We start from the raw sequence: 20,674 nt of genomic DNA, 5'->3' as shown, positions 1-20,674 counted from the left end.
ATGGGTGCCTTGGGACATGCGCTGCTTTCTGTGCTGATCGTACTGGTGTCCGGGTATCTGGGCTGCTTCATGGGGATCGCCGGATGCATCATGGCCACGGTAGCCGCCGCTGTGGGGTGTATCATCTACCATCTAGAGCGGCGGCAGGAGAATAACAAAACATGAGTAAGACGAAGCTCCCGGCACGAAAATCGTGCCGGGAGCTTTCTTCGTGGTTGCTGGTTTTGGGAAAATCTGTTTACTTCACCAGGACCTTTTTCAGCTTGGCGAAGCGGGGCAGGGAGTCCACCTTGGGCAGCTTGGGCTCCCCCTGGATCAGGGGCAGCACGTAGTCGATGAAGGGCTTCTCCACGCCGTTGTGGGCGGCGTTGATCCACTCCAGAGGAACCTTCTTCTCGGTGTTGGCCACGTCGGTCAGGGGCAGCAGCTTCGTCTTGCAGACGTACTGGCCGTTTTCATAGCTGCGCTCGAAGCCCACCATCTTGTCGGTGATGCCGGCCACGGCGTTCTCCACGGCGGCCTTGCCGCTCATGACGGCCTCCTCGATATCGGTCTCGGACGCCAGGTGAGCGCCGCACCGCTGCAGCAGGCTCAGCTCAATGCCCCGGACCTTGGCGCCGGTCTTCTCCTTCACCACGTTGGCAAGCAGGGAGGCCAGGCCGCCCAGCTGGGCATGGCCGAAGCCGTCGGTGGCAGAGGTCTTGGCCTCGGAGACGAAGGAGCCGTCGGCGTAGTGAATGCCCTCGGAGACGGCCACCATGCAGTTGCCCTTCTCCTTGTAGATACGCTCCACGTCGGAGAGGAACTGGTCCATGTCAAAGTCCACCTCCGGCAGGTACACCAGGTCGGGACCCGCGCCGTAAGCGGAGGCCAGGGCTGCAGCGCCAGCCAGCCAGCCGGCATGGCGGCCCATGATCTCGATGATGCAGACCATTCCGGTGTCATACACCCGGGCGTCCTGATAGACCTCCATGCAGCTCGTCGCGATATACTTAGCGGCGGAAGCGAAGCCGGGGCAGTGGTCCGTGCCGTACAGGTCGTTGTCGATGGTCTTGGGCACACCCATCACACGGCACTCGTAGCCCACTTTCTGCATGTACTTGCTGATCTTGTTGCAGGTGTCCATGGAGTCGTTGCCGCCGTTGTAGAAGAAGTAACGGACGTCATACTTCTTGAAGATCTCCAGGATGCGCTTGTAGTCGGTGTCGTCCACGTCCGGGTCCGCCATTTTGTACCGGCAGGAGCCCAGGGCGGAGGAGGGCGTGTACTTCAGCAGCTCCAGTTCTGCCGGGTCCTCCTGGCTCATGTCGAACAGCCGGTCGTTCAGAACGCCCTTGATCCCGTGCTCCGCACCCAGCACGCGGGTGATGTTGGGGTCCTTCAGCGCCGTGGCGATGACGCCGTAGGCACTGGCGTTGATGACGGAAGTGGGGCCGCCGGACTGGCCGAAAATGCAGGCGCCTTTCAGTTCACTCATGGGAAAAATCCTCCTCAGCTTTTGTTTCGGGATGCTTCCATCATCATATCATTCAAAAAATGAATTGTAAATACTTGCATTTTAAAAATGTTGTGATATTATCATAGAGGAAAAACGTTTTCGTTCTTTTGACCGGCGCTTTTTGACAATTCGGGTCAGACCCCCCGGCCGAGGCGGGAGAGCGGGACGAATCAAAGAACAGGAGTTGATTCTTATGGCACTGGTTACCACTACCGAGATGTTTAAGAAGGCTTATGACGGCGGCTATGCCATCGGCGCGTTCAACGTGAACAACATGGAGATCGTCCAGGGCATCACCGAGGCTGCCCGGGATCTGGAGGCTCCCCTGATCCTGCAGGTGTCCAAGGGCGCGCGGGCCTATGCCAACCACACCTATCTGGTGAAGCTGGTGGAGGCGGCCGTCATCGAGTGCCCCAATATCCCCATCGCCCTGCACCTGGACCACGGCCCCGACTTCGAGACCTGCAAGAGCTGCATCGACGGCGGCTTCACCTCTGTGATGATCGACGCCTCCAGCAAGCCCTTTGCTGAGAACATCGAGATCACCCGCAAGGTCGTGGAGTATGCCCACGACCACGGCGTGGTGGTGGAGGCCGAGCTGGGCGCCCTGGCTGGCATCGAGGATGATGTGAAGGTCTCCGCCGAGGAGTCCCATTACACCCATCCCGAGGAGGTCCAGGAGTTCGTGGAAAAGACCGGCTGCGACTCCCTGGCCATCGCCATCGGCACCAGCCACGGCGCCTACAAGTTCACCGCCGCCCAGTGCACCCGGAACGAGAAGGGTGAGCTGGTTCCGCCTCCCCTGCGGTTCGATATCCTGGATGAGGTGGTCAAGCGCCTGCCCGGCTTCCCCATCGTGCTCCACGGCTCTTCCTCTGTGCCTCAGGAGTTTGTGAAGATGGTCAACGAGTTCGGCGGCAAGATGCCCGACGCCGTGGGCATCCCTGAGGAGCAGCTGCGCAAGGCTGCCCGCAGCGCCGTGTGCAAGATCAATATCGACTCCGACCTGCGTCTGGCCATGACCGGCACCATCCGCAAGTTCATGGCGGAGCATCCCGACAAGTTCGATCCCCGCGAGTACCTGAAGCCCGCCCGTGCCGCCATCAAGGAACTGGTGGCCCACAAGATCGTGGACGTGCTGGGCTGCGATCACAAGGCGTAACTTGCCAAATAACACCTCTACAGACCGGGGAGACGGGCGCGTCTCCCCGGTCTTTTTTGCATTCCGGTGCCAAAAGGGGCCGCTCCAGCTGGATTCCACTTCTGGTTGCGGAGGTTCCACACAGATGCGGTGGCAGCCAGGGACCCGATCTGCTACCATGGAAGCATCTGACAAGGAGGTCAAGACCATGACATTTGGAGAAAAGCTATATCAGCTCCGGAAGGGGCGGAGCATGAGCCAGGAGGCCCTGGCCGGAGAACTGGGTGTCTCCCGCCAGGCAATCTCCCGCTGGGAACTGGGAGAGGTGCTGCCGGACACTGCCAGCGTTTTGGCGGTGAGCCGCCTGTTCGGGGTGTCCACGGACTATTTGCTGCTGTCGGACTGCACCAGCGAGGCAGAGACTCCCGCAGCCCGGGCCGGCGAACAGAGCCTTCGGCAGCGGCAGGAGGCGGTAGGGAAGGGCGTCCTCAGTAGGGTCCTCTGGCTGGCTCCGGCCGCTGTCTACCATTTCTATCGCCTGGGCGCCTGGGAACCAGTATCTATCTGGTACCTGCTGGGGCTGCAGGTCCTGGTCTCCGCGCTGCTGTGCCGCCAGAACCACAGATACCTCCAAGAGGGAGGCGCCTGGCGGGATCTGACAGTACCGGATCTAGCGGCTTTTGCCTGTGTACTGCTGTTGCCCTTTCCACTGGGGGCGGTACTGAATACCTGGGGCGTGCTGCTGGGCCAGCTGGCCGCTGTGATCCCTTTGGTAAAAAGTATAAAAACTTTACGGCTTCACTATGGCCTGACCTGGAAGTCCTGGCGGAAGGACCGCTGAACCGTCCCGTCCCCCGCTGCATACAATGGGAGGAAAAGGAGGGACCCCCATGCGCTTTTTTGCGGACTACGACCGCTCGGCCGCGGTGCTCTACGCCCATCAGTGGGCCTATGGCCGGAATCCGGCCTTCTACGACTATGAGAACCTGGGGGGCGACTGCACCAACTTCGCCTCCCAATGCGTATTTGCCGGCAGCGGCGTCATGAATTTCACGCCGGACTTCGGCTGGTACTACATCGATGCCAACCAGAAGTCCCCATCCTGGACCGGCGTACCCTATTTCTGGAACTTCATGACCCGGAAGGAGCCCTCCGTAGGCCCGGTGGGCATTGCCTGCGACCTGACGGACCTGCGGCCCGGGGACCTGGTACAGCTGAGTTTCGACGGCCAGGAATTCCAGCACACGCCGGTGGTGGTGCGGGTGACGGCCCCCATCACCCTGGAGACGGTGCTGATTGCCGCCCACAGCTACGACGCCGACAACCGGCCCCTGTCCTCCTACACGTTCCAGGACATCCGGTTCCTCCACATGCTGGGCACCATCCGTCCATGAGGAAACAGAATTTACAGTTTGTTCATATTTCCACATGTCAGTCTGCTATCATGGAGACGACTTGTACAAGAGAGGGTGGTCTCCATGAAAAAGTTGTTGTTCAGCCTGCTGGCAGCGGCGCTGACGGCGGGGTTGCTGGTCCCGTCGGCCGGCGCCGTGGATACAGGCTTTTCCGACGTCCCCGCCGAAAGCGCCTTGGCGGGAGAAGTCCGGAAGGCCGTGGACTATGGCCTGATGAACGGCTACGATAATGACACCTTCGGCTATGGCGACTCCATGACCCGGGCCCAGTTCACGGCGGTGCTGGTACGGATGATGGGCTGGGGCACCGTGACGCCACAGACGCCCTCCTACACCGACGTACCCGCCTCCCACACCTGGTACGGCGTCATCGAGACTGCCGCCGCCCACGATGTGGCGGACGCCGGCGGCGCGTTCCGGCCCAGTGACCCGGTGACCCGGGGGGAGATGGCAGAGTTGCTGGTCCGGGCCCTGGGACTGAAGGGGGCGGCAGAGAGGCTGAACGACACTTCATCCACTTATTCCCGCATCCACAGCGGCACACCGTTCATCGACCTGCCCGAGGGCAAGGCGGGGTACATCGCCATCGCCTATCGGATCGGCATGACCAACGGCACATCGCCCACCACGTTTTCCCCGGACAACACCGCCACCCGGGCCCAGGCGGCGGCCATGCTGGTACGGGTCCATGAGAAGATGCACCAGCTCCCGGACTACGTCCACGGCTTCTACGCCATCTCCTCCTACAGCCAGCTGCATCTGGCGGAAGATTACACCGCTATCGGCAATCTGGCAGATAGGATCATTCTAATGGCCTATGACTATGATGCCAAGGATATGAGCGATTTCACGAAAACCACCTACTACCAGACTGCCGCCACAGTCCCCATGGACCAGGTCTATCTGAGTCTCAAGCTCCTGACGGACCGGGTGGCTCCGGAAAAGGTGCTGCTGGGCTTCTCCGCCAGATCCGCCGCCTGGCAGATCGACGAAAATGGAGATCTGCTCTCCGGCACGCCGGTGTATCCCACGGCAGAGACCGTGGCGGCCCGGCTGGCTCAGCCTGACACAGAGACCGGCTGGTCGGACACCTATCAGCAATCCTACGCCATCTACACCACAGAGGACGGCGGACGCTACTTCCTGTGGTACCAGGACGACGCCAGCATCCAAACAGAACTGCGGTGTGCCAAGCTGCTGGGGGTCTCTGGGGCGTCTCTCTGGCGGCTGGGCACCCTGCCCACGTCCGCGGACTGGAACTGGAACAGCCTGCTGAGCTGAGAGCGGCTCATACAAAGAAAGACGGCTGAGAGCTTTTTCTCTCAGCCGTCTTCTTTCGGCTTTTTCTTTGATTTTTTCACATGTGACAAGGGATTTGCCTTTGCAGCTACCCGGAGGGATTCATTGTCGATGTGGGTGTAGATCTCCGTGGTATTCAGGTGGTCGTGGCCCAGCACCTCCTGGACCGCCCGGACGTCCACGCCGTTCTGCAGCATCAGCGTGGCGGCGGTGTGCCGCAGCTTGTGGGAGCTGTACTCCGCCGGGTCGATGCCCGCCTGGCCCAGCCGCTTTTTCACCATGGCGTGGACCGTGGAGCGGCTGATCCGCTCGTTCTGGGACGAGAGGAAGAGGGCATTTTCATCCCGGCCGGTGATAGGCCGCCGCACCGCCAGGTACTTGGCAATGGCGTCCTGGCAGGCGTCATTCAAATAGATGATGCGGACTTTGTTGCCTTTGCCCAGCACCCGCAGGGCGTCGTCCTGAATGTCGTTGAGATTCAGGCCCACCAGCTCGCTGATCCGCAGGCCGCAGTTGAGGAACAGCGTCAGGATGCAGTAATCCCGCTCCTGGTTTTTGCCGTCCACAGCGTCCAGAAGCTGGATGCTCTCATCCAGGGTCAGGTATTTGGGCAGCGTTTTCTTCAGTTTCGGTGAGTCGATATCTTTGACAGGATTTTCACGAAGTAGGTGCATCTTGTTGGTGAGATAGTTGTAGAACGACCGGATGGTGGCGATCTTCCGGGCCCGGGACGCGGCGTTCAGGCCATAGCCGGAGTTCCGGCTGTTCTGGTGCTGGACCCGGTCCCGGCTGAGGTACGTCATGTAGCCGTAAATGTCCGTCAGGGTCACGGAGGCCACGAAGTCCAGATCCACGTCCATGATATCGATTTCCTCCAGAGAGTGCTCACGGAGTGACGGGTCGCGGGTCTGCTTGAGATAGCGGAAGAAATTCCGCAGGTCCAGAAAGTACTCGTCCACAGTCCGCTTGGAGTGTGCTTTAATAGTTTCATGGTACGAAAGAAAGTCCCGCAGGATCTGCGGCGCTTCGGTGCGGTAATCAGCCATGACGATATCAGCTTGCGGACAGATGCCGGATGCAGCCACAGGCGCACAGCCGCTGGAACAGCTTCCGGAGGGGCCCAGGCCATGCCGGGGGCTGAAAACGGCTCGAGAGCCGTCTGACTCTCCCATAAATTGAACAAAATTTTTATTTTGTTCAATTATATATCTGTCCGCAAAATCCTCCTTCCCTGAAAGGGTTTCTAAAAAAGCAACTGCAGGCCGCCGGCGGGCAGCGCGGCACACGCCGGGACCCACTGCCCAGCTCCGCGCCGGACATAAAACCCGCCGCTTCCGGCAAAGCTAGTCCCAAATCCATGGAGATGGGATGGTGCGTATGAGTTTGATCCCCTGTACCAGCCAATGCGTGTATCAGCAGGACGGCGTCTGCACGTTGGACAGCGCCGCGGCGGCGGGTCTCCCCGCTCTGGGCGGCGCCTGCGTCCACTTTATCCCGACGGACGCAGGGCGGCTCGGATCGCCTCACCGATATTCCGCACCGGGATCAGCCGAAGCCCCTCGGGCGCGGCCAGCTCCCCGGTCCGGCGGGACGGGATCAGGCACTGGGTGAAGCCCAGCCGCCGGACCTCGCTGATCCGCTGGCCCAGCTGGCTGACAGACCGCAGCTCCCCGGTGAGGCCCACCTCCCCGATGGCCACCAGATCCGCCGGCACCGGCCGGTCCAGATAGCTGGAGGCCAGGGCGATCACCGCCGCCAGGTCCGCCGCGGGCTCGTCCAGGCTCAATCCGCCGATGATGTTCAGATACGCGTCGCAGGCGGAGACCTTCAGCCCCCCCCGCTTCTCCAGCACCGCCAGCAGCATGGCAAAGCGGTTGTAGTCAAAGCCGTTGCTGGTGCGGCGGGGGTTCCCGGCGGGCGATGACACCGCCAGCGCCTGAATCTCCGCCAGCACCGGCCGGGCCCCCTCCATCACGCAGGTGACGCAGGTGCCGGGGGCGTCCTCCGGCCGGCCGGACAGCAGCATCTCCGAGGGGTTCTCCACCTCCTGCAGGCCGCTGTCCCGCATTTCAAAGACGCCGATCTCGTTGGTGGCGCCGAACCGGTTCTTGGCCGCCCGCAGAATGCGGTAGGCGGTGTGCTGGTCTCCCTCGAAGTACAGCACGCAGTCCACCATGTGTTCCAGGACCTTGGGGCCGGCAATGGAGCCCTCCTTGTTCACATGGCCGATGACGAATACCGTGATCCCCTGCCCCTTGGCCAGCTGCATCAGGGCCATGGTGCAGTCCTTCACCTGGCTGACGCTACCCGCCGGGGACTCCAGCGCGTCGCTGTACAACGTCTGGATGGAGTCCACGATCAGCACGTCCGGCGTCTCCGCCGCCACGGACTCCAGCACATCCCCCAGACTGGTCTCGGAGATGACGAACAGCCGTTCGCTCTGGACGTCCAGCCGCCGGGCCCGGAGTTTTAACTGGTGCTCCGACTCCTCCCCGGATACATACAGCACCTTGTTCTCCCGGCAGAGGCTCTCACAGATCTGGAGCATGAGTGTGGATTTGCCGATGCCCGGCGCGCCGCCCACCAGCACCAGCGAGCCCTTGACAGCGCCGCCGCCCAGGACCCGGTCCAGCTCCCTCATGCCGGTGGAGAAGCGAATCTCCTCATCCGCCTCCAGCTCCGTCACCGGCCGGGCTCGGCGGACAGTCCCCCCTCCCGCCGGGCGGGAAGCCCCCTTCCCTGCCGTCTTGGCGGCCTGAGGCTGCTCCACGATGGTATTCCACGCCCCGCAGGCCGGGCACTTCCCCGCCCACTTGGGCGTCTCATTGCCGCACTCCGTGCAGTAGAACAGGGTCTTTGCCTTCATTGCAACCTCCATAGTGAGTTAGGAATTAGGAATTGATGTGTTCCGCAATTCCTCATTCCTCATTTCTAATTCCTAATTGTCAATACGCCTGCCGCGATGGCGGCCGCCAGCTTGGTCTGGTAGGCCGGGTCACGCAGCTGCTCCGTCTCCGCGGCGTTGGACAGAAAGCCACACTCCACCAGCACGCCGGGAACCGTGATCTCCTTCATCAGGTACACGGAGGACGGCACCTGGGCCGCCTTCTTCTCGTTTCCGGCGTTGATGGCGCCGTTCAGGGCCGTTTGGACGGACTCCGCCAGCGCCTCCGCCCCCTCCTGCCGGTTCCAGAACACCTGGGCCCCCCGGGTGGAGGGCGACGACGGCAGGCTGTTCTGGTGGATGCTCACCAGCACTGCGCCGGGGATGGCGTTCACCAAATCTACCCGGTTGTGGAGATCGGAGACCTTCTTCTCCCGGAGCGAGGTGCTGCCGGGATCGTAGATGGCGTCCTCCCCCTCCCGGGTGACGGCGGTGGGCATCCCGGCGAAGGTCAGCAGATCCCGCACCCGCCGGGCGATGGCCAGGTTCAGGCCGCTCTCCACCGTGCCGTCACCGGCCACGGCGCCGCCGTCCTCCCCGCCGTGGCCGGCGTCCACCACCACGGTGAAGGGCGTCCCCTCCTCCGGGGCGAACGCCGCCGTGAAGGCGGCGTTCCCATGCCACAGCACGGCGGAGAGCCCGGCGACAAAACAGCACAGCAGGACCAGATACGCCACATGGCGCTTACGGATCAGAATCACCACAGGCAGCACCTCCCTGCAGGGAGCCTATGCCGATCAGCTTATCCCATATTCCCGATTATAGCGGCTCAGGCGACGGAAATCAAGGGCAGGCTCCTCCCCGCCCGTCTCCGCATAAGATGGCGTGGGCGCATGGCACCATGCGCACCCTACCCCAGAAGGAGGCATCCATTGCAGATGGAGAAACCCAACACCAATACGCCGCCCACGCCGTCTGTGCCGGCCGGCAGCTGCCAGCCCAACCAGGGCACGCTGCCCGGCACCTGCGCACCCATGGCGTTTCCCTTTGTGGCCATGCAGGAGGAGAACCCCGTCCGCTACAGCCGGATGGAGGCCCTGCAGACCGGCACCCTGTTCCCTGGGCTGGACCTGCCCTTTAAGGCGGCCATCCAGGCCAAGACGAAGATGTCCAACACCGCCCTGGTGGAGCTGATGGCCCTGGACTTTGCCATTGACGAGCTGGGGCTTTACCTCACCACCCACGCCCAGGATCAGGAGGCCCTGCAGCTGTACTGGTCCTATATCAAGCTGGCCAAGGAGGGCCGGGAGAAATACCAGAAGATGTACGGCCCCCTGCTGCAGACGGATCTGACGCCGGAGGATGGCTACGCCTGGCTGAAAGACCCGTGGCCCTGGGAGGAAGGAGGCAATGACTGATGTTCATCTATGAGAAGAAGCTCCAGTACCCGGTGAAGATCAAGAACACCAACCCCCGCCTGGCATCCCTCATCATCTCCCAGTACGGCGGGCCCGACGGAGAGCTTGGCGCGTCCCTGCGGTATCTCAGCCAGCGGTTCTCCATGCCCTATCCGGAGCTGAAGGGACTGCTGACGGACATTGGAACGGAGGAGCTGGGCCATCTGGAAATGATTGGCGCCATTGTCCATCAGCTGACGAGGAATCTCACCGAGGATCAGATCCGCTCTGCCGGGTTCGACGCCTATTTCGTAGACCACACGGCAGGTATCTACCCCACCGCTGCCTCCGGTTCCCCTTGGAACGCCGCCGGCATCGGGGTCAAGGGCGACCTGATCGCCGACCTGACGGAGGATCTGGCTGCCGAGCAGAAAGCCCGGGTCACCTATGACAACATCCTGCGCCTCTCCGACGACCCGGATGTGAATGACGTCATCAAGTTCCTGCGGGAGCGGGAGATCGTTCACTTCCAGCGCTTCGGCGAGGGACTGCGTCTTGCCAAGGACAAGATGGATGCGAAAAACCTGTACTTCGTGAATCCATCCTTTGACAGATGAGCTGCTGAATCCAAAACACCCGCCGCCCCTTTTTAAGGGCGGCGGGTGTTTTCAGGCGCTTTGGAGGCTGATTGCTCAGTCCCCGTTCTTCATCAGGTCCTCCACCAGGGGCATCAGCAGGGCCTGGTCCTCTTTCCGGTCGGCAAAAAGCTCCAGGGAATCCCCCTGCTCCTCGATGAGACGGCCGATAGCGATATACCGGGACATGGAGGATTTCAAATTAAAAATGTCTCCCTCCGGGCTCTTCAGGTACACCTCTCCGCCGCACTGATTGACAGCATCCAGGAACTCCTGCACATCCGCTTCAGAACGCAGTCGCATGGGAAACACATCCTTTCTTGTCAGACTACCAGCTCTCCGCTGGTGCTTCACAAAGATACCACGGCGGCCCCGGATTGTCTATGGCCGAACTGGATAATGTTTCAGGGGAGGCCCCCGGAAGTTATTGATGAAATGCACAAAAATTTATTATATTTTTATACAACTATACAACCAGTACAATCGCAGCTGGTCGGACTGGCCAAAGGCGCTTCTGTAGGGGGGATGTTGGGGTGCGTCCCATTGGTCGCGGGAATAGCAGCCATGCTGATTGCCGGGCAGATGCACCTCCCATTTCTCTTTTGGCCTTGCCAAAAAGAGAATGCGGGCGTACCTCCGAGGGAACGCCCCCCTGTGGGAACTGGATCATCCCGGACGGCGGCCCACCTGGTTTCCCCGGCGGAAGCCAGCACCCCGGCTGCGGAACGGCCGAAAAAGCGGAGGCTGCCGCCTCCGCCTTTCGTTTATGCTTCCGCCTCGCCCCGGCCCAGCAGGGCCAGAACGGCGTCCTTGTCGCCGGGGACCTCGTCCACCAGCACCCGGTACTGCTCCTCATTCAGCACCGGTACTCCCAGCTCCTGGGCCTTGCGGAGCTTGGAACCGGCGGCCTCTCCAGCCACCACAGCGCTGGTCTTTTTGGACACCGACCCGGACACCTTGGCCCCCAGGGCCTCCAGCTTCTCCCCGGCCTCCTTGCGGGAGGCGGACTCCAGCTCGCCCGTCAGGACGAAGGTCAAGCCCGCCAGCAGGTCCCCCGCCGGCTGGGCGGTGCTCTCCATGTTGACGCCCGCCTCTTTCAGGCGTCGGATCAGGTCTTTCGCCTGGTCGCCCTGGAAGTAGTCCACGATGCACCGAGCGGTGACGCCGCCCACGTCGTTGATCTCTGTCAGCTCCTCCTCCGTGGCGTTCATAAGGGCGTCCATGGTGCCGAAGTGGGCGGCGATGGTCTTGGCGGCCTTCTCCCCCACCTGCCGGATGCCCAGGCCGTACAGCAGGCGACTCAGGTCATTGGCCTTGGAGTTCTCAATGGCCCGGATCAGGTTCTCTGCGGACTTGTCCCCCATCCGGTCCAGCTGCGCCACATCCGCGGCGTGGAGGCTGTACAGATCCGCGGCGTTGGCAATAAGCCCGGAGTCGATGAGCTGCTGGATGACCGCCGGGCCGCAGCCGTCGATGTCCATGGCGTCCCGGCTGGCGAAGTGAGTCAGGTTCCGCAGCAGCTGAGCCGGGCACTCGGCGCCGGTGCACCGCAGGGCCGCGCCGTCCTCGTCCCGGACTACCGGTGCGCCGCACACCGGGCAGGTGTCCGGCAGCGTGTAGGGCACCGTGCCCTCCGGCCGTTTGTCAAAGTCCACGCTGAGGATCTCCGGGATGATCTCCCCCGCCTTCTGCACCAGCACCGTGTCGCCGATGCGGATGTCCTTCTCGGTGATGAAGTCCTGATTGTGGAGGGTGGCGTTGGTGACGGTAGTACCCGCCAGCCGAACAGGAGAAAGCACCGCCTTGGGGGTCAGCACGCCGGTGCGCCCCACCTGCACCACGATATCCTGGACCACGGAGTACTTCTTCTCCGGCGGGTACTTGAAGGCCACCGCCCACTTGGGGAACTTGGCGGTGGAGCCCAGGATCTCCCGGTCCGCCAGATAGTCGATCTTGATGACCGCCCCGTCGATGTCGAAGGGGTAGTCCAGCCGCTCGTCATTGATGCGGTCGATCTCCGCCTGGATCTGGGCCGGGTCGGAGAGGGTCTTGTGGGGGATGACCTTGAAGTGCTGGGAGGCCATGTACTCCAGCGTCTCCGTGTGGTTCTGGAAGGTCCTGCCCTCCGCCAGCTGCAGATTGAACACCTGGATATCCAGCTTCCGCTCCGCACAGATCTTGGGGTCCAGCTGCCGCAGGGACCCGGCGGCGGCGTTCCGGGGGTTTGCCATGGGGGGCTTGCCCTCCAGCTCCCGGCGGGCGTTAAGCTCAGCAAACACAGCCCGGGACATGTAGACTTCGCCCCGGACGATAAGCCGGGGCAGCTTCTCCGGCAGCTGCATGGGGATGGCGCGGATGGTCTTCAGGTTCTCCGTCACGTCCTCGCCCACCCGGCCGTCGCCCCGGGTGGCGCCCCGGACGAACACGCCGTCCCGGTACTCCAGCGCCACGGAGAGACCGTCCACCTTGGGCTCCACGGAGTAGGCGGCACCTTCTCCCAACGCCTCCCGCATCCGCCCCAGGAACTCGGAGACCTCGTCGGCATTGAACACGTCCTGGAGACTCTCCAGGGGCACCGGGTGCTCGTAGGTCTCGAACCCCTCCAGGATCTTGTCGCCCACCCGCTGGGTGGGGGAATCCGGGGTGATCTCCTCCGGGTGCTCCGCCTCCAGCTCCTCCAGCCGGCGGTTCAGCCGGTCATACTCATAGTCCGGGATCACCGGCGCGTCCAAGACGTAGTACAAATAGCTCTGCTGGTTCAGAAAGTCCCGCAGCTGCTTCATTTCCTCGCGGTAGTCCATAGGGCTGCTCCCTTCTCAGCTGTTGTTCAGAATGTAGTCCTTCAGATCCTCTTCATAGGTATCCGGGTCTGTGGAGAAATAGGTGTAGGTGTCCGGCACCGTTCCCACGATCACCGTCTCCGCCACGATGAAGGAGTTGGACACCTTGGTGGCGGTGCGGAATCCCGGCAGCAGGATGCTGACAGATACATCCACCGTCAAAATGATCTGGTGCTTCGTCTGGTTGATGCCGGCAGAGGTAAAGGCGTTGCGGAAATTGGCCTCTGACGAACCCACCGACTCCATCCGCACACTGATCCTGGGCCCCCGGCCCGCCAGCAGCGCAGATCCAGTCAGGCTGCCGATGGGGATGGACAAATCTCCGGTGGGTACCTGACTGATCCGGGTCAGGACGGTATCCAGGATCTCCGCCTGCAGGTGGTTGAAGGCCGCCATATTGCTCCGCACGGCGGTGATGTGGCCCTCCGTGTCCTTCTCAAAGGCTACCAGACCGTCATACTGCAGCTCGCCCTTCTCGATGGCCTCATACACCGCCTCACTGACGATGCGGGTGACGGTGTTGGACACCCGGGTCGTGGCCATGCTCTCCAGCAGAGGCCGCATCTGGGTGGCGGCAATAAAGGCCACAGTCAGCGCCAGGACCATGGTGAGAAAGAGCAGGGCCCGCAGCACCCTCCGCCGGTCCATCCGCCGGCGGTAGAAGTAAAATCCGCGCCAGATCATGATGCCGCCCCCCTTCCCGCCATTGTATGCGGGGGCGGCCTGGCCTTATTTCAACGCGTTCACCAGGTCCTTGAAGACCTTGCCCCGCTCCATGAAGTTGGCGAACCGGTCAAAGGAGGTGCTGGCCGGGGACAGGAGCACCACGTCGCCGGGCTGCGCCGTCCTGCGGGCCAGCTCCACCGCGGCGGGGTAGCTGTCCACCTCCATGATGGGGAGGCCAGTGAAGTTGGAGGCCTTCTCCACGGCGGCCCGGATGACCCCGGCGGTGGCACCGCAGAGGATCAGGGCCTTCACGTGCTCGTTGATCTCCGGGCCGATGGCGTCGTAGGAGATGCCCTTGTCCTTGCCCCCGGCAATGAGGATGACCTTCTCCGGGAAGGACCGGAGCCCGGCGATGGTGCGGCTGGGGCTGGAGGCGATGGAGTCGTTGTACCACTTCACCCCATCCAGTTCCCGCACCAGCTCGATCCGGTGCTCCACGCCGCCAAAGGTCCGGGCAAAGTCCCGGATGGTCTCGTCGGGTACCATGCTGTCCACGGCGGCGATGGCAGCCATGTAGTTCTCGATGTTGTGGACGCCGGGCAGCTTGATGTCGGCGGTGTCCAGCACCACCCGCTCGCCCTCAGCATTCCGGCAGACGATGGATGTGCCCCGGAGGAACACGCCGTCCGCCACCTCCCGCTTCCGGGAGAACCACCGGACCCGGCCCGGGGCCTTTTCCGCGCAGCGGACGGTGGCCTCATTGTCTGCGTTGAAGATGGCAGTATCCTGGTTCGTCTGGTGTGTAAAGATATTCTCCTTGGCAGCGATATACTCCTCGTAGCTCTTGTGGACGTCCAGGTGGTTGGGGGAAAGGTTCGTCACCACGGCGATGTGGGGGCTCCGATCCATGGTCATCAGCTGGAAGGAGCTGAGCTCCAGCACCGCCAGGTCCGTGGCCGCGATGTCCGGCGTGTCGCACAGCAGCGGGTGGCCGATGTTGCCCCCCAGGTGAACGGTGCGCCCGGCGGCCTCCAGCAGCTTTGCGATGATGGTGGTGGTCGTCGTCTTGCCGTCGGAGCCGGTGACGGCGATCTCGGTACAGGGGCAGACCTCAAAAAAGACCTCCATCTCGCTAGTAAGCCGGCTCCCGCGCTCCACCGCCGCCGCCAGCTCCGGCACGTCGGGCCGCAGGCCGGGGGTGCGGAAGATGACGTCCTCCGTCAGGTCTTTCAGGTAGTCTTCCCCCAGCTGGAGGCGGCAGCCGTGCCGTTCCAGCTCGTCTCCCAGCTCTCCCAGGTCCTCCCGGTTTTTTTTATCACAGGCAGTGACTTGGATGCCGCGGTCCAGCAGCAGCCGGATCAGGGGCTGGTTGCTGACACCGATGCCGATGACGGCCACGGACTTGCCACGCAGGGAAGAAAGATATTCCTCAAATTTCATGGAAACGCTCCTAACGCCGCGCCAGGCGGCAGAGATTGACAGACAAGGGAATTATACCGCAGTTTGGGGAAAATTACAACCGGGGTGGTCCGGTTCCCGGTTGTTTTCTCCGATCTTGCGCGGGGCGATCCGGTCTGGTATACTGGCCTCACCATCAGGAAAGGAGCGCTGCCGAGATGAAAATGAGCCTTGGCGTCAATTTTGACCGGGACTGAGCCCGGCTGTCCCCCTTCGAAAATCATCAAAAAGGAGTGACAGCCATGAAGCTGGGAACCAACTGCGCTCTGCTGGTCATCGACATCCAGCAGGAGGACTTTCAGAACATGACCCCGGACAATCTGGCGGACCCTACCTGGGACTGCATCCGCAGTGCCCGGAGGGTGCTGGACGTGTTCCGGGCCCGCCGCCTGCCGGTGATCCATGTCCAGGAGGCCCACCGGGCGGATCATGTGGACTTCGGCCGGGAGCTGGATGGCGCCGAGGGGCCCCACTGTCTGGAGGACAGCCCCGGCACGGACTTCGCCTAGCTCACCTATCCCCTGCCGGGGGAGTACCGGGTGGTCAAGCGGCGGTACAGCGCCTTCTTCGGCACGGATCTGGAGATCTTGCTGCGGGGCCTCCAGGTGGACACGCTGGTGCTGGTGGGCGGCCTGACGGACGTGTGTATCCACTACACCGCCGCGGATGCCCACCAGTGGGACTACCACATCCGGGTGGTGGCGGACGCGGTGGCCGGCTCTGATCCGGAGGCCCACGCGGCCTCCCTGCGGGCCATCCGGTATCTCCAGCGGGACGCCCTGGTGACCGCCGCCGATGTGGAGGCCGCAGAGTGACCAGGCGTTGACAATCCCGCCGGATTCCGGTAAAATAGACGGGCGAGTAAGACAGACAGTCGCGCGGCCAGGCCGAAAGGCCGGTCGTGAGGAAAGTCCGGGCTCCACAGGGCAAGGATAACGGGTAACGCCCGCCGAAGGCGACTTCAGGAAAAGTGCAACAGAGATATACCGCCCCGTCGTCGCAAGCTCCATATCCTTCGCTGTCATCAGCGCAACCCACGATGACGGCGCCGTTCCACGTTGGTTCGGCAGGATACAGTGCGTGCAGCGCCACCGCGTCCCCCACTCCGGAAAGAACCCAGCGAAGCGGTTCTTTTCGGAAGAGGAGGAGCAGCGGAATGAGTGAGCTTTCGCCGCAAGGCGGAAGCGAAGGATATGGAGCTTGCGACGACGAGGTAAGGGTGGAAAGGTGCGGTAAGAGCGCACCCGACGGCTGGAGACTGTCCGTCGCTGTAAACTCTATCCGGAGCAACACCGGTATGGGAGCAGGGGGTCCGACCCCCAAGGCTGGCCCGGCCGCTCCCGGGGTGGCTGGAGCGTATCGGCAACGATGCGTCGAGATAGATGACTGTCAAATACAGAACCCGGCTTACAGTCTTGCTCGTACAAGAAGAGGTCCTGGCGAACGCCAGGGCCTCTTTTGGTCCCTATTGATACCGGTACTGCTGCGCGGTGTACTGGTCGATGCAGCGGAGAAACAGCTCCCGGCTCCGGAAGGCCAGATACTGCCCGCCCGCCTCCGGGTGGAAGGAGACGATCCGCCGCACCGGGTCCACCCACAGCTCCCAGAGGGTGGCTGTATTGGTCTCCATGGGCGGCACCTCCTCACTGTTCCCAAATGCACGTCAGATTTTCCCGAATCTCCTCCGGCACCGTGTCCGGCCAGGAGACCGCCTGCACTTCCCCGTCCACCATATCGTAGACGGAATAGGGTTTCTCCGGCCAGCGGGTGCGGACCACCAGCTCGTCGATGCCGTCGCCGTCGGCGTCCCAGGGCGTGGCGGTGACGCAGTCCTCCACCCGCAGGATGTCCCTGGAATCAAAGGGTCCCAGATTGGTATAGACCCAGCAGATATAGTCGCACAGGTAACCCTCCCCGTATGGATTGGGGTAGTAGTTTTCGCTCTTGCGGTACACCATGGACAGGCCGAACAGCGGCCCCTCCCCTTCGTCCATTTGGGCGTCCATGATCCCGCCCAGGGAGTAGTTGCCGGTTGCCTCCAGCGCTGTCACAGTGCCCTCTCGGGTCAGCCGGCTGTAGCGGCAGGAGATTTGGAAGATCTGTTTGTCTCCCGCCTGATCTGCGAGCTGAACGCCGTCGATGTTCACACCGCCTCCGCACTTCAGCTTGATGAGGTGGCCCTCCTCCCCCTCGATGTACACATAGTCTACGCTGTCCACGGTCTCCATCAGCACCAGTGTGTCCCGTACGTCCTCTGTCACCATAATTTGCGTCCACGCCACCACGGCGGCTGTGATGGCCAGCAGCACCAGCACCGCCGCCAGCCGCTGCCAGGATCGCCGCCGCTCCTTCCGCACGCTGTCCCGGGAGATGTCCAACAGGTTCTGCATGGTCTCCTCCTCTCCTTTCACCGCCTGCCGCCGGCAGGCCATCAGCTCCTCCACCGTCAGATCCAGCGCCCCCGCCAGAGGTTCCAGCAGCGTCACGTCTGGATAGCTCATTCCCCGCTCCCACTTGCTGACGGCCTTGTCCGTCACGTGGAGCCGGGCGGCCAGATCCTTCTGGGTCAGGCCCAGGGACCGGCGCTCGCCGCCGATGAAATTGCCAAGCCGCTCCTTGTTCATGTGTATCACCTCGGGTCCAGTGTAGCCGAATCGTCGGATTTTGGCAACCGACTGGTGGTAGAGAGGAGAGTTCTGCTCCTACAGGGGGCTGCTTCCGCAGGAATGCAATGTCCTGCCATCAGCATGGCTGTTTTCCCCCGCCCAAATGGGTGGCTTCTTCTCTATGTGAATACATTGGACCTCTCTTGCGCGCTGATTACACAAAAGTTAAGTTTTGTTTATTTTTTAGGAGATGAAAAGAGGACGGGTCTCCCCGTCCTCTCGGTATCCAGCGATGGCTCAGTCGTTGTTCCAGTTGTGCCAGACGTTCTGCACGTCGTCGTTGTCCTCCAGCATGTCGATGAGCTTCTCCATGTTCTTCACGTCTCCCTCGCCGGTGAGGGTGATGTAATTCTGGGGCACCATCTCGATCTCCGCGCTGGCGAAGGCGTAGCCCTTCCCCTCCAGGGCCTTCACCACGTCGTTGAAGGCGTCGGGGTCACAGGTGATCTCCAGGGCGGGGCCGTCGGCCTCGAAGTCGGCGGCGCCGGCCTCCAGGGCATCCATCATGACGGTGTCCTCGTCCAGCTCACCCTCCTCGTTGTCGATGACGATGACGCCCTTCTTGTCGAAGGACCAGGACACGCAGCCCTGGGCGCCCAGGTTGCCGTTGCACTTGTCGAACGCGTGGCGGACCTCCGGCGCAGTGCGCTGGCGGTTGTCAGTCAGGGCCTCCACGATGACGGCCACGCCGCCGGGGCCGTAGCCCTCGTAGGTGACGGCCTCGTAGTTGTCGGTGCTGCCGGCGCCCAGAGCCCGGTCGATGGTGCGCTTGATGTTGTCGTTGGGCATGTTCACAGCCTTGGCCTTGGCAATGACCGTGGCCAGACGGGAGTTGTTGTTGGGGTCGCCGGAGCCGCCGCCCTCTTTCACGGCCACGATGATCTCCTTGGCGATCTTGGTGAAGGCGGCGGAGCGCTTGGCGTCGGCCGCACCCTTGGTCTTCTGGATATTATGCCACTTGGAATGTCCGGACATAGCTGATTACTCTCCTTCTACGTAATACTGGATGACCTCCCGGTGGGAGGCGGACTTGGACACGTCGAGGCCCGGGAACTGTCCGCACAGATACTCCACCAGCACGGCGCACACGGGGTCCTCGGTGGGGAAATGGCCCGCGTCGATCAGGCGGATGCCCTTCCCCTCCGCGTCCAGGAATTCATGATAGCTGAGGTCCGAGGTGACGAACACGTCGCACCCCGCGGCGATGGCCGCGTCCGCATAGTCGGCGCAGGCGCCGCCGCCCACCGCGATCTTCTGCACCGGGCCCTCTGCCCCGGCGTACCGGACGCCGTTGGCCCGCAGACACCGGCAGACATGCTGGGCGAATGCCTGGAAAGGCATAGGACTTGACAGGTGTCCCACCCGGCAGATCCCGTCCGTGACCTCCAGCGGCCCAGGGTCCTCCAGCCCCAGGGCGGCGGCCAGCGCATCGTTGACGCCGCCGGGGGCCACATCCAGGTTCGTGTGCATGCAGATGGCGGACAGGTCGTTCTTCAGGATTTTCAGCAGCAGGTGCCCCTGGGGCGTGTCCTGCCGGACGGACTGCACCGGCAGCCACTTGCAGTTCATCACCGGGTGGTGGCTGACGATCAGCTGGCACCCCTGGGCGATGGCCTCGTCCGCCACAGCCTCCGTGATGTCCAGAGCCACCAGGACCTGCCGGACCTCCCGGTCCGGGTCCCCCAGCAGCTGCCCCACGTTGTCCCAGTCCATGGCGCCCTCTTTGGGGGCCAGGCGGAACAGGGCCTGTTCAATTTCCCGGACCGTTGGCATGGCGCCATTCCTCCCTCATTTGCAGAAGCTCCGTGATGACGGCCCGGGCGTAGTCGCCCCGTTCCCTGGCCGACTGTGCCGCCGCCCGGTTGGACCCGGCCGCCGCCGCCTGGAGCTGGATGATCTTCTCGATGATGTACCGGTCCCCCAGAGGGTCATAGAGCAGATCCGCCCCGGCCCACTGCTGGCCCAGGGTCAGGGTCATCTCCCCCGCCCCGGCCTCCATGACGGGATAGAGGAATCCCCGGTCCCGCACCAGCGCCTCCCGCCGGATGGCATAGCCGTTCTCCGCCAGGAAGGCCCGCAGCGCTTCCGCCCGGCTCTGGGGCTGGAGCAGCAGCGTGTGGCCGCCATCGGCGGTCCAGGGCGCGCGGGCCAGGATCTGGGCGATGTTCTCGCCCCCCATGCCGGCGATGACGATGGTGTCGCACTCCTCCGGCTGCACCGCCGCCAGGCCGTTGCCCAGGCGGTAGGTGATGCGCTCCTCCACGCCGTACCGCCGGCCGGTCTGGCGGGCCCGGTCCAGGGGGCCCCGGCGCAGATCGCTGGCAATGGCAGAGGCCACGCGGCCCTGCAGCGTCAGCCACACGGGCAGATAGGCGTGATCCGTGCCAACATCAGCGAGGTGCGCGTTCTGCGGCACCCAGGCGGCGATCTGCCGCAGGCGCGGCGTCAGTTCCAGATGTTTTCCCATGGCGCCCTCCTGTCCGGCTGTCGGCGGAGGACGCATACAGGCAGCTCCCGTATGCGTCCCGCAGATTTGGAATTATTCCGCCTTCTTGTTGGCTTCCTCGTTCACCAGGGCCAGCAGCTTGTCGCAGTCCACGCCGTGGACCATACAGGCCTCCTCCACGGTCTCGCCCCGGGAGGAGGGGCAGCCCAGGCAGTGCATGCCGATGGACAGGAAGATGGGCGCGGTCTGAGGCGCCACGTCCAGGATGTCACCGATGATGGTGTCCTTCTTGATCTCGATCATCAGAGGTTCCTCCAATTCTAATCTAA

Annotated in this window: 21 protein-coding genes, 1 other RNA gene and 1 pseudogene; 9 read left to right on the top strand and 14 right to left on the bottom strand. The window is 62.9% G+C overall.

Translation table 11 applies throughout. The annotated features are described in order from the left end of the window. On the top strand, positions 1–165 hold the full coding sequence (locus H9X91_RS05305) for a hypothetical protein (RefSeq protein ID WP_204803264.1): 165 nt from the start codon (positions 1–3) through the stop codon (positions 163–165). A 73-nt stretch (positions 166–238) separates the two neighbouring features. On the opposite strand, the gene H9X91_RS05300 is transcribed toward H9X91_RS05305, so the two are convergent. Then, positions 239–1,477, bottom strand: coding sequence for a 6-phosphofructokinase (locus H9X91_RS05300; RefSeq protein ID WP_204803262.1), 1,239 nt, complete (start codon positions 1,475–1,477; stop codon positions 239–241). Between the two features lie 214 nt (positions 1,478–1,691). Between H9X91_RS05300 and fba the strand changes: the two genes are divergently transcribed. The 4 genes from fba to H9X91_RS05280 all read left to right on the top strand — a co-directional run bounded on the left by fba (position 1,692) and on the right by H9X91_RS05280 (position 5,335). After that, a complete protein-coding gene (gene fba / locus H9X91_RS05295; RefSeq protein WP_204803260.1) occupies positions 1,692–2,660 on the top strand; it encodes a class II fructose-1,6-bisphosphate aldolase in 969 nt (322 codons plus the stop codon). 187 nt (positions 2,661–2,847) lie between these two features. Then, positions 2,848–3,480 (top strand): helix-turn-helix domain-containing protein, encoded by a 633-nt coding sequence (locus H9X91_RS05290; protein ID WP_204803258.1) that lies wholly within the window; start codon positions 2,848–2,850, stop codon positions 3,478–3,480. A 49-nt stretch (positions 3,481–3,529) separates the two neighbouring features. Then, entirely contained in the window at positions 3,530–4,033 is a 504-nt protein-coding gene (locus tag H9X91_RS05285) for an amidase domain-containing protein (RefSeq protein ID WP_204803256.1), read from the top strand. Between the two features lie 84 nt (positions 4,034–4,117). Beyond that, positions 4,118–5,335 carry an S-layer homology domain-containing protein gene (locus H9X91_RS05280; protein WP_204803253.1) on the top strand — a complete coding sequence of 406 codons (1,218 nt, stop codon included), beginning with the start codon at positions 4,118–4,120 and terminating at the stop codon, positions 5,333–5,335. 41 nt (positions 5,336–5,376) lie between these two features. Here H9X91_RS05280 and H9X91_RS05275 read toward each other — a convergent pair whose 3' ends face one another. The 3 genes from H9X91_RS05275 to H9X91_RS05265 form a co-directional block, all read right to left on the bottom strand. Continuing rightward, the gene (locus H9X91_RS05275) at positions 5,377–6,399 is read right to left on the bottom strand and encodes a tyrosine recombinase XerC (RefSeq protein ID WP_204803251.1); all 1,023 of its coding nucleotides are present in this window, start codon (positions 6,397–6,399) and stop codon (positions 5,377–5,379) included. A gap of 443 nt (positions 6,400–6,842) precedes the next feature. Beyond that, positions 6,843–8,219, bottom strand: coding sequence for a DNA repair protein RadA (radA, locus tag H9X91_RS05270; RefSeq protein WP_204803249.1), 1,377 nt, complete (start codon positions 8,217–8,219; stop codon positions 6,843–6,845). Positions 8,220–8,284: 65 nt separating this feature from the next. Further along, a complete protein-coding gene (locus H9X91_RS05265) occupies positions 8,285–9,001 on the bottom strand; it encodes an N-acetylmuramoyl-L-alanine amidase (RefSeq protein ID WP_204803247.1) in 717 nt (238 codons plus the stop codon). A 174-nt stretch (positions 9,002–9,175) separates the two neighbouring features. On the opposite strand from H9X91_RS05265, the gene H9X91_RS05260 reads away from it, so the two are divergent. Both H9X91_RS05260 and H9X91_RS05255 read left to right on the top strand, forming a co-directional pair. Continuing rightward, positions 9,176–9,655: a spore coat protein CotJB gene (locus H9X91_RS05260; protein WP_204803318.1), complete on the top strand. Its 480-nt coding sequence runs from the start codon at positions 9,176–9,178 to the stop codon at positions 9,653–9,655. Then, on the top strand, positions 9,655–10,251 hold the full coding sequence (locus H9X91_RS05255) for a manganese catalase family protein (RefSeq protein ID WP_204803245.1): 597 nt from the start codon (positions 9,655–9,657) through the stop codon (positions 10,249–10,251). The genes H9X91_RS05260 and H9X91_RS05255 overlap by 1 nt, the downstream gene beginning before the upstream one ends. 75 nt (positions 10,252–10,326) lie before the next feature. On the opposite strand, the gene H9X91_RS05250 is transcribed toward H9X91_RS05255, so the two are convergent. The 4 genes from H9X91_RS05250 to murD all read right to left on the bottom strand — a co-directional run bounded on the left by H9X91_RS05250 (position 10,327) and on the right by murD (position 15,215). Then, on the bottom strand, positions 10,327–10,572 hold the full coding sequence (locus H9X91_RS05250) for a polya polymerase (RefSeq protein ID WP_204803243.1): 246 nt from the start codon (positions 10,570–10,572) through the stop codon (positions 10,327–10,329). A 461-nt stretch (positions 10,573–11,033) separates the two neighbouring features. After that, entirely contained in the window at positions 11,034–13,070 is a 2,037-nt protein-coding gene (gene ligA / locus H9X91_RS05245) for an NAD-dependent DNA ligase LigA (protein ID WP_204803240.1), read from the bottom strand. Between the two features lie 15 nt (positions 13,071–13,085). Continuing rightward, positions 13,086–13,793, bottom strand: coding sequence for a sporulation protein YunB (yunB, locus tag H9X91_RS05240; protein ID WP_204803238.1), 708 nt, complete (start codon positions 13,791–13,793; stop codon positions 13,086–13,088). A gap of 45 nt (positions 13,794–13,838) precedes the next feature. After that, complete coding sequence (gene murD / locus H9X91_RS05235) at positions 13,839–15,215, bottom strand: UDP-N-acetylmuramoyl-L-alanine--D-glutamate ligase (RefSeq protein WP_204803236.1); 1,377 nt, start codon at positions 15,213–15,215, stop codon at positions 13,839–13,841. Positions 15,216–15,475: 260 nt separating this feature from the next. On the opposite strand from murD, the pseudogene H9X91_RS14310 reads away from it, so the two are divergent. Together H9X91_RS14310 and rnpB are read left to right on the top strand one after the other, a co-directional pair. Then, positions 15,476–16,048 (top strand): annotated as a pseudogene (locus H9X91_RS14310) (cysteine hydrolase family protein). Between the two features lie 43 nt (positions 16,049–16,091). Then, positions 16,092–16,659, top strand: an RNA gene (rnpB, locus tag H9X91_RS05220) — RNase P RNA component class A. Positions 16,660–16,698: 39 nt separating this feature from the next. On the opposite strand, the gene H9X91_RS05215 is transcribed toward rnpB, so the two are convergent. The 6 genes from H9X91_RS05215 to H9X91_RS05190 form a co-directional block, all read right to left on the bottom strand. Continuing rightward, a complete protein-coding gene (locus H9X91_RS05215; protein WP_204803223.1) occupies positions 16,699–16,863 on the bottom strand; it encodes a hypothetical protein in 165 nt (54 codons plus the stop codon). A 13-nt stretch (positions 16,864–16,876) separates the two neighbouring features. Beyond that, positions 16,877–17,857, bottom strand: a complete 981-nt coding sequence (locus H9X91_RS05210) for a helix-turn-helix domain-containing protein (RefSeq protein WP_204803222.1) — start codon at positions 17,855–17,857, stop codon at positions 16,877–16,879. A 279-nt stretch (positions 17,858–18,136) separates the two neighbouring features. Then, complete coding sequence (locus H9X91_RS05205; protein WP_204803220.1) at positions 18,137–18,874, bottom strand: YebC/PmpR family DNA-binding transcriptional regulator; 738 nt, start codon at positions 18,872–18,874, stop codon at positions 18,137–18,139. A gap of 6 nt (positions 18,875–18,880) precedes the next feature. Continuing rightward, positions 18,881–19,672 (bottom strand): Nif3-like dinuclear metal center hexameric protein, encoded by a 792-nt coding sequence (locus tag H9X91_RS05200; RefSeq protein WP_204803217.1) that lies wholly within the window; start codon positions 19,670–19,672, stop codon positions 18,881–18,883. Continuing rightward, a complete protein-coding gene (locus H9X91_RS05195) occupies positions 19,650–20,366 on the bottom strand; it encodes a class I SAM-dependent methyltransferase (RefSeq protein WP_204803215.1) in 717 nt (238 codons plus the stop codon). The genes H9X91_RS05200 and H9X91_RS05195 overlap by 23 nt, the downstream gene beginning before the upstream one ends. 72 nt (positions 20,367–20,438) lie before the next feature. After that, positions 20,439–20,648, bottom strand: coding sequence for a DUF1858 domain-containing protein (locus H9X91_RS05190; RefSeq protein ID WP_021750706.1), 210 nt, complete (start codon positions 20,646–20,648; stop codon positions 20,439–20,441). Between the last annotated feature and the right edge of the window lie 26 nt (positions 20,649–20,674).

The sequence above is a fragment of the Oscillibacter valericigenes genome, from assembly GCF_016902445.1.
Taxonomy (GTDB): domain Bacteria; phylum Bacillota; class Clostridia; order Oscillospirales; family Oscillospiraceae; genus Oscillibacter; species Oscillibacter avistercoris.
This window is presented reverse-complemented; position numbering and strand designations above follow the sequence as displayed.